Raw genomic sequence first — 8,519 nt, 5'->3', positions numbered from 1 at the left:
CCCGGGCTTCACTCTAGTCACTCTATCAACCATTATTAAAAGATATGCAACCGAATTCGACAAACACGCAGAACCCGCATCCACAACCACGTCAACATTGAAACCCGAAGAGGTAACAATAGAAGAAAAAGCTTTAAAAAAGCAGAGCGAATCCACCTAAGAGGAATACGAAAAAGCACCGACCACAATCATTAGAGGTTCGCGTAATAATAAGATTAAAAGGCAGAAAGTAAATAACAAAAAGAAAAAAAATTGAAAAAAGGGTAAATAGATTAGATTTAGGCTGCTTCTGGTACGCGTTCCTTGACTTTCGGTTTTTCCGGCACTTCTTCCTCAACTTTAGGCATTTCCACGCCTTCAAGCCAAATAGCGTTAATCATAGCCAAGTCTGGAGGAACGAGATTAGCCTCCCGGTCAACCACTACATCGATAACAGCTGGCTTCCCCGATTTAACTGCACGCTCAAGGGCTGGACGAATCTGCTTTGGTTCGGTGACGCGCTCACCGTGGCAACCCATGGCCTGAGCAACCAGATCGTATCTAACATCGATGAAGTCGACACCAAGATATCTTTCACCAAAGACAAGTTTTTGTCCGCCCTTGATCATGCCCCATTGACGATCATCATTTACGATTATTATTATGGGTACTTCCAGTCGGGCTGCGGTTTCCAGTTCTTGGATGTTTAGCATGAAGCTTCCGTCTCCGCATACTGCGTATACTGGTCTTTTAGGGTCTACTAGTTTTGCCGCTATGGCGTATGGTAGTCCTACTCCGAGGTGTCCGGAGTCTGCTGCTTGAAGGAATGTTCCCGGCTCGTAGACTAGATTGAGGTAAGTGTACCAGAGTGCGGTGTTTCCCCCGTCGACAATGCTTATGGCGTTTCTGGGGAAGTATTCTCTGACCTCTTTGATGATTCTCAAGGGGTGGATAGGCGTTACGTCTTCCTCGATATACTGTTTGTACTGTTCTCTTTGGCTTTCTAAGGCTTGGGTACAAGCTGTTAGAGCTGGATTCGGTGGTTTCTTGCCCGTTAATTTTTTGACTTCTTCCAATATTGCTTTCAGAGTTTCTTTGGCGTCTCCAATGATGGGAACATCTACATCACGGTTTACCCCTATCATGTTAGGGTCTATATCTATTTGGATCCATTTCTGTTTGTCAGGGTGTCCCCATGGTGGGTGGTTTCCCCAAAAATCGTAATCACATAGGCTGCTGCCGACCATGAGTACAGCGTCCGCCTGTCCCATTGCTGTTAGGGCACCCATTGAGGCAGCTGGATAGTATAGTGGATGGTCGTTGGGTAGAACGTCTCTTGCGCATACGGATCCGATCACCGGTGCTCCTAAGTAATCAGCGAGTTCTGCGAGTTCTTTGCTCGCTCGTGACCTCATGGACCCTGCTCCGGGGTGGATTAGAGGGTATTGTGCTTCAACCAGTATTTTGGCGGCTTTTTTTACTAGCTCGGGGTTTCCCACAGGAAGTTTGACTGCCCGATATCTCTCGGCAGGAACTATACGGACACTATCTTCGGGGCCCATTTCCGCCAGTACGTCTACTGGTATATCTAGGTGCACGGGTCCCGGTTGTCCTCCAGCGGCGGTTCGGAATGCTCGCTGTACCAGTTCGGGTATTCTTTTCCAATGGGAAATTAGAGCGTTCCATTTTACTACTCCCTTAAAAAGGTCAAGCTGGTCGCAACCTTGGGTGGATCCATGGTCGGGGTATATTTTCCAGGTCTGGTTTTGAACAGTAAGTATTACCATCGGTATACTATCTGCGTATGCCGGGTAGGTACCAGGGACCAAGTCGACTGCTCCCGGCCCCACGGTTCCTAGGCATACTCCGGGAATACCTGTGAGGCGGGCGTAGGCGTCTGCCATGTGTGCGGCGGCTTGTTCGTGTCGGGTTCCTATATACTCTACTCCCAAGTTTTTGCCTTCGCGATATATGGCGTCTATGAAGGGTAGCCACTGTCCACCAACTACTCCGAAAATGTAGCGCACCTTTTCTTGGGCAATGCATCTTAGAAGCAGGTCGCCTCCTGAAATATTCAAATCTCTACATACCTCCCAAAACATAATTTTCTATTAATTTGTAATCTTATTATTCTCTGATTTATTATCTTTTTTGGTTTTCATCCAATAAATATTTATTTGTGTAAAAATAGTTTTTATTTTATTATAGTTTTAAGTTTTTGAGAATTTTTTCCGCTTCTCTTATTATTTCTTCTATTACTTCTTTTACGGTTAGGATTTCGTGAATGCTTCCAGCCACCATTCCTGCGGGCAGAGCACCAGATTCGATGTCACCGTCTTCCATAGCCTTTAATAATGCGAGATCCTTCAATTTTGCAAGCTCCCACTCGGATACACCCGAAGCACCCTTCTTCTCAAATTCTTCGATGAGCTTGTTTCTGAGAACCCTTGCTGGGCCTAATACACCAGGAACGACGACAGTGTCCCATTCTCCTGCCTTAACAACGGCTTCCTTATACTTCGGGTGGAAGTCACATTCCTCGGTGGCGATGAATCTGGTTCCCATCTGGATTCCCACGGCTCCAGCAGCTAAGGCGGAAACTAATCCCTCAGCGTTGCAGAAGCCTCCAGCTGCGATAACCGGTATTTTGATGGATTTTGCTACCTCAGGAACTAGTATGAGTGTGTGGACTGGTCTGGAGTGGGTGTGTCCTCCGGCTTCGAATCCCGAAGCAATTACGGCGTCTGCTCCCGCTTTCTCGGTCTTTTTGGCGTGGTAAACTGAGGGTGCTACATGGAAGTGTAGTAGTCCGGCGTCGTGTAATTTTTTAGTGTATAGTGTAGGGTCTCCGGCTGAGGTTATGAAAGCTTTTAATTGTTTTTTTAGTTTCGGGTCTTTTTCCCTCTCTTCAATGGTAACCTCTATTATTCTGTTGGCCATGGGCTCTATGAGCTTTCCTACAGGTGTGTTTACGGCAAAAGTGTTTTTGGCGTGTTTTTTTACATAGTTAATATTTTCCAATGTTTTTTCGCCTGCCACATCGGGGTCGCTGGTCATTTGTGTTATGCTTATGGTGCCCAGAGCTCCCGCATTTGAAACCGCTACTGCAAGCTTATTGGTGCAAAACGGTCCCATAGCCGCCTGAATAATGGGATACTTTATGTCTAACATATTGCATAGTTCAGTTCTAATCGCACTCATTTATATTCACCTTTCTGCAAATTTCTTTAAGCAGGCTAATAAATTTTTGTTGCGGATTAAAGAATTAAAATTAAAAGTAATAAAACAGATGTATCGAGAAGGTGGTTAATTGGTGGAAAAAAGGTTGGAAGGTAGAGTTGCTTTAGTTACCGGAGCGGCCTCAGGCATTGGACGAGCGGTTTCTCTGCGTTTTGTAAAGGAAGGAGCAAAAGTTTCTGTAGTTGACATCAACTTTGAAGGAGCACAAAAAGTAGTAAAAGAAATTGAAGAACTTGGTGGAAAGGCAATTGCGGTTCAGTGTGATGTGGCTGATGAGGAGCAAGTAAACAAAGCAGTTTTAGAAACTGAGCAAAAACTTGGAAGAATTGGGATTCTAGTAAATAACGCCGGCATCGGTGACGCGGGGCTGGTTCAGGATATGACTACAGAGCAGTGGCACAAAATGTTTAGGATCACTGTTGATGGTGCATTCTACTTCACAAGAGCTGTGCTTAAATCCATGCAGAAAGGAGACAGAATAATTAACATATCCTCGAATGCGGGAATTACTGGTATGGCTGCCGGCGCTAACTATGCTGCGGCAAAGTCTGCCGTTATGGGATTTACTAAATCCCTAGCGATAGAAATAGGATACAGGGGAATCACCGCAAACGTAATTGCCCCTGGATTTATTGATACACCTATACTGGCACCATTTATTGCAATTGCCCCTGAATTCTACAAAGAGATGCCTGTTCGTAGACTAGGAAAACCAGAAGAGATTGCTGAGATTACAGCCTTACTCGCCTCACCGCAAGCAGGCTACATAACAGGACAGGTATTCCTAGTAGATGGAGGAAGTACTATGTTCAACTTGGTTCATCAAGCACCCTACAAAGCGCTAGGACTTAATAACTTGGGAATCTAAAACTAAACACCCAAACTACAGAATTATTTGGATCTAGTTATTCTATTCCTCTAAATAAGTTTATTTTTTATTTTTTTATTAACAATATTAGGCTTTTTCCCTTCAGGATTAAGTTCTGTTTGTTTAATTCTTGGAACTTTTTTTAATGCATCTTATCTTTTCCATTGAAAGTCTTCTGAAATCTATATCCTGTTTTGAAAATGATAAATGAAAGAAAATAAACTCTAAACATGTATCTCAAGTATCTCGACTGGTAGACTTTAGTAAAAATTTAATAAGGCCTTGCCCCTCTTAATATGAAAACTTGTACTATGTGGTATTTTTAAGCCAAGGTTTGGTGGTGTTTTTGTGAAATGTGCTTACTGTACTATTTTGGCTTGTATTTTTGGCGGCGGAGAAAAACTACCTGCTGACTGTCCTATGAGTACCAGTGACGATGTTATGGAAAAGGCTAAGGAGATATACAATACCGACCCAGAGATTAGAGAACTGGCAAGGCAATCAAGTATCGTGGAGGCAACGGGATACATGGAATGGCCCCGCTTGAGGGACACCATCGAGTTTGCCCAGAGAATGAAATACAAGAAACTGGGTGTAGCATTCTGCGTAGGCTTGCACCGGGAGGCCGGTGCTGTGAGCTACACCTTGGAAGGATTTGGATTCGAAGTGGTTTCGGTATGTTGCAAAACCGGAGCATTATGGAAAAAAGATTTGGATCTTTCTGACGAGTACATAGGCTACTCCAAAACGGGTTATCTTATAGGTGAAATTTCTTGTAATCCGGTGGCTCAGGCCTTATATCTTAACGAGCAAAAGACTGAAATGAATGTGCTCGTAGGACTCTGTGTGGGTCACGATGTCCTGTTTACCAAGTTTTCAGAAGCGGGGGTAACTACTCTAATAGCCAAGGATCGTCCACTAGCACACAATCCAGCCGGAGCAATTAACACCTATTATTACAGCATGTATTTTGGTGAACTACAGAAGAAGCTGAGCCAGAAATAATTTTTAAAAAATCTAAAAATTTTTTTCTCCTTTTTTTGGTTTTTGTTTCTTTTCGTCAATAAGACATTTCTTAACTCTTTATTAGAAAACAAGTTTTGAAAAAAGGAAGAATTAAGGATTAGCTATTTTTAAGCTACTTCTTTGACATCTTCTTTTACTTTTGTTCCTTCTTCTGATTTTTCCTCAATTTTGGGTACTTCGCAGCCTTCAAGCCACATTGCGTAAATGAATTCCAGACCAGGTGGTGCAAGATTTACTTCCTTATCGATTATTACGTCTAATACTGCTGGTTTGTTTGATTTCACCGCTCTTTCGAGGGCGGGGCGAATCTCTTTAGGATCCTCCACGCGCTCTCCGTAGCATCCCATAGCCTGAGCCACTAGATCGTATCTCACGTCGAAGAAGTCAACGCCGATGAATCTATCTCCAAAGTTTAGCCTCTGTGCACTCTTGATCATTCCCCAGGTACGGTCGTTCATCACGATTACTACGAATGGTACTTCTAGTCGGGTTGCGGTTTCTAATTCCTGAATGTTAAACATGAAGGCTCCGTCTCCGCATATTGCGTACACTGGTCTTTTGGGATCTGTTAGCTTTGCCCCTATAGCGTAGGGCAGTCCCACTCCAAGGTGTCCAGAGTCTAATGCTTGGAGATGAGTTCCGGGTTCGTATACTCGGTGAACGAAAGTATACCACATTATGATGTTTCCACCATCTAGTATACTTATCGCGTTTTTGGGGAAGAAGTCTCTTACCTCTTTTGCTACTCTTAAGGGGTGGATGGGTTTGACATCTGATTCCATTAACTCTTTTAATCCTTGTATCTGCATTTCCGCAGCTTGTCTCAACGCCGTAAATGCCGGATTGGGAGTCTTTTTTCCTGTCAATCTTTTTACTTCATTTATTATCGCTCTCAAGGTTGATTTGGCGTCTCCCACAATGGGCAAGTCCACGTCTCGGTTTAATCCTATCATTTCCGGGTCAATGTCTACTTGTATGAATTTCTGTTCTTCAGGACTCTTCCATCCCGGAGGTTTACCCCAAAAATCATAAACACTTAAACTGCTTCCCACTACAAGCACAGTGTCTGCCTGGGTTTTAGCCGCGACGCCTCCATAATTCCCCGTGGCAAAATACAATGGATTATCGTCGGAGAGGGCGTCTCTTGCAAAGGCAGTACCGGTCACCACTGCTCCCAGATGCTCGGCTAGTTCTGCTATTTCTTGACTGGCTCTTGATCTGAGCACTCCTCCTCCGCAGTGGATTAGTGGAAATTTTGCTTCCACAAGCATCTTTGCCGCTCTTTTTACTAGGTCGGGATCTCCCGTGGCTGGTTTTATAGCCCGGTATCTTTCCGGAGGAACGATGCGGACATCTTCTAAGGATCCCATCTCAAATAGTATATCTACCGGGATGTCTAGGTGAACCGGTCCCGGTTGACCAGCGGTTGCGGTGCGGAATGCTTGTTGCACCATTTGTGGTATCCGTTTCCAGTGAGAAATCATGGCGTTCCATTTTACTACGCTCTTAAATAGGCTCAGTTGGTCGCATCCCTGACTGGAACCATAGTCGGGATAGCATTTCCAGGTCTGATTTTGAACCGTTAGTACCACCATGGGTATACTGTCAGCGTACGCGGGATACACTCCCGGAATCAGATCTGCAGCTCCTGGTCCTACGGTTCCTAGGCATACTCCGGGTTTACCTGTGAGGCGAGCGTAGGCGTCTGCCATATGGCCGGCTGCCTGCTCGTGTCTGGTACCAATATATTTTATTCCAAGGTTTTCGCCTTCACGGTATAGAGCGTCCATAAAAGTTACCCATTGTCCTCCAACCACTCCGAAAATGTAGCGCACTTTTTCTTGAGCTAAGCAACTTAGGAGTAATTCTCCTCCAGTCCACTCACGCCGTTCTGACATCTCAAGATATTTGGGCTTTAGCTCTTCTACCCCAATTTCGGATGGTTCGGTCTCAATTTTCTTCACAGCGACTCTTTCTATCACTTTTTTTTCAACCGCTTTTTCCTCTTTAATATCTTCCGTCCTTTTTAGGCTCATTTTTATCCTCCCAAAGATTTTTAGGGATTAGCAGTGTTCCTACTTCACCGAGTTTCATATTTAAATCTTCACTCATGCTTATTTATTTAAATGATTAATTAAAAATGATAAATCCGTTTGTTGGGATAAGCTCTTAGTGATTAAATATTATTTATGGAAAGAGGAATTGGATTTAATAGTGTTTGAACGCTAATTTTGTGGATTTGAACTTTTTCTTGTTTAGTTGCGTCTCAAAGGCCTGTTTCCATTCTTCCAGTTTGAAGGTTTTTGTGAGTAACGGTTTGTTTTTAACCTTTCCTTTTTCCTCAAGCTCTTATGCTATGTCGAACGGGGTTCTTGCCACCTGTGGTTCAAGGGGATAGCCGTTTACGCCATATATTTTGAGTTCTTTAACGCTGAACATTAGAAAATCTATTTTAGCCTCTCTCATTAAACCTACGAAGACTATTTCTCCACGTGGCTTCGTTATATTAATAGCGTCCTGCAGTGTCTGTGCGCTTCCCACAGCGTCGTATGTTAGGTCAACTCCTTTACCAGTTGCCATAGTTATCTCTGTAGCGGGCGTCTCACCCCTTTCCAAGCAGTATACATTGTCCGCTCCCAACTCCTCAGCAAGCTTAGCCTGATACTCGAACTCCGTTGATACAAATATTTCTAGTGCCCCCATTACTTTACTCGCTTGAAGAATCTGTAAACCAATGGCTCCCGCACCAATTATGGCAACTTTTTTACTTGCGGGATTCCCTACAAAGCAAGAATGAATCCCAACAGCCAAAGGTTCGGTCAGAACCGCATCCTCATCCGAAACAATATTAGGAATCTTATAAACCTTAGACTTGTGTGCCAAGAAATACTCGGCGAATCCACCACCATTTACCTGATTATACCCTAAACCACCACCGAGCATAGCTTGGTTATAGCAGAGACTGTAACGACCCAGCCTGCACATATCGCATGGTTCCAACCCCAGCTCGACGCACCCAGCCGCCCCATCCACAACCACTCTGTCTCCTACCTTAAAACCCTCCACACCATTACCGATCTCATCAATTATTCCTACAACTTCATGGCCAAAAGTAAGCGGTTTTGCCATAAAATCAGCCAACGCCATCTTACCAGTAATAATTCCCATATCTGACCCACATATACCACACAATTTTGTTTTAACCAGCACACAATCCTTTTTAGGAACCGGCTTTTCAACATCATCTAAATAGAAACCTTCGGGGAGGGGTTTACCATCCCATAAAAGAGCCTTCAACGATTCCACCTCATATTTGTCAACAATTATGCCAAAGATGAATACAGGTATTATAAATATTTGCTATGAAAAAGCTTTTCGCTTCAGTCCGAGAGGGGGCTGACCAGAT

At 43.9% G+C, this 8,519-nt stretch carries 6 protein-coding genes; 2 read left to right on the top strand and 4 right to left on the bottom strand.

Going from position 1 to position 8,519, the window contains the following annotated elements:
• Positions 1–278: 278 nt before the first annotated feature.
• Positions 279–2,057 carry a thiamine pyrophosphate-binding protein gene (locus tag ACUVXA_RS12290; RefSeq protein ID WP_445871563.1) on the bottom strand — a complete coding sequence of 593 codons (1,779 nt, stop codon included), beginning with the start codon at positions 2,055–2,057 and terminating at the stop codon, positions 279–281.
• A 124-nt stretch (positions 2,058–2,181) separates the two neighbouring features.
• Positions 2,182–3,180, bottom strand: a complete 999-nt coding sequence (locus tag ACUVXA_RS12285; RefSeq protein ID WP_445871562.1) for an NAD(P)H-dependent flavin oxidoreductase — start codon at positions 3,178–3,180, stop codon at positions 2,182–2,184.
• 112 nt (positions 3,181–3,292) lie between these two features.
• On the opposite strand from ACUVXA_RS12285, the gene ACUVXA_RS12280 reads away from it, so the two are divergent.
• Both ACUVXA_RS12280 and ACUVXA_RS12275 read left to right on the top strand, forming a co-directional pair.
• Positions 3,293–4,087: an SDR family NAD(P)-dependent oxidoreductase gene (locus ACUVXA_RS12280; RefSeq protein WP_445871561.1), complete on the top strand. Its 795-nt coding sequence runs from the start codon at positions 3,293–3,295 to the stop codon at positions 4,085–4,087.
• Between the two features lie 348 nt (positions 4,088–4,435).
• Positions 4,436–5,092, top strand: a complete 657-nt coding sequence (locus ACUVXA_RS12275; protein ID WP_445871560.1) for a DUF1847 domain-containing protein — start codon at positions 4,436–4,438, stop codon at positions 5,090–5,092.
• A gap of 128 nt (positions 5,093–5,220) precedes the next feature.
• Here the strand turns inward: ACUVXA_RS12275 and ACUVXA_RS12270 are convergent, their stop codons facing one another.
• Together ACUVXA_RS12270 and ACUVXA_RS12265 are read right to left on the bottom strand one after the other, a co-directional pair.
• A complete protein-coding gene (locus ACUVXA_RS12270; protein WP_445871559.1) occupies positions 5,221–7,149 on the bottom strand; it encodes a thiamine pyrophosphate-binding protein in 1,929 nt (642 codons plus the stop codon).
• A gap of 313 nt (positions 7,150–7,462) precedes the next feature.
• Positions 7,463–8,410, bottom strand: coding sequence for a zinc-dependent alcohol dehydrogenase (locus tag ACUVXA_RS12265; protein WP_445871558.1), 948 nt, complete (start codon positions 8,408–8,410; stop codon positions 7,463–7,465).
• Positions 8,411–8,519 lie beyond the last annotated feature (109 nt).

This window comes from Candidatus Jordarchaeum sp. (assembly GCF_052745115.1).
This window is presented reverse-complemented; position numbering and strand designations above follow the sequence as displayed.

What these genes read in the sequence shown, in the direction of transcription:
- ACUVXA_RS12285 (WP_445871562.1), bottom strand. Translation starts at nt 3,180, where the DNA reads ATGAGTGCGATTAGAACTGAACTATGCAATATGTTAGACATAAAGTAT.
- ACUVXA_RS12270 (WP_445871559.1), bottom strand. Translation starts at nt 7,149, where the DNA reads ATGAGCCTAAAAAGGACGGAAGATATTAAAGAGGAAAAAGCGGTTGAA.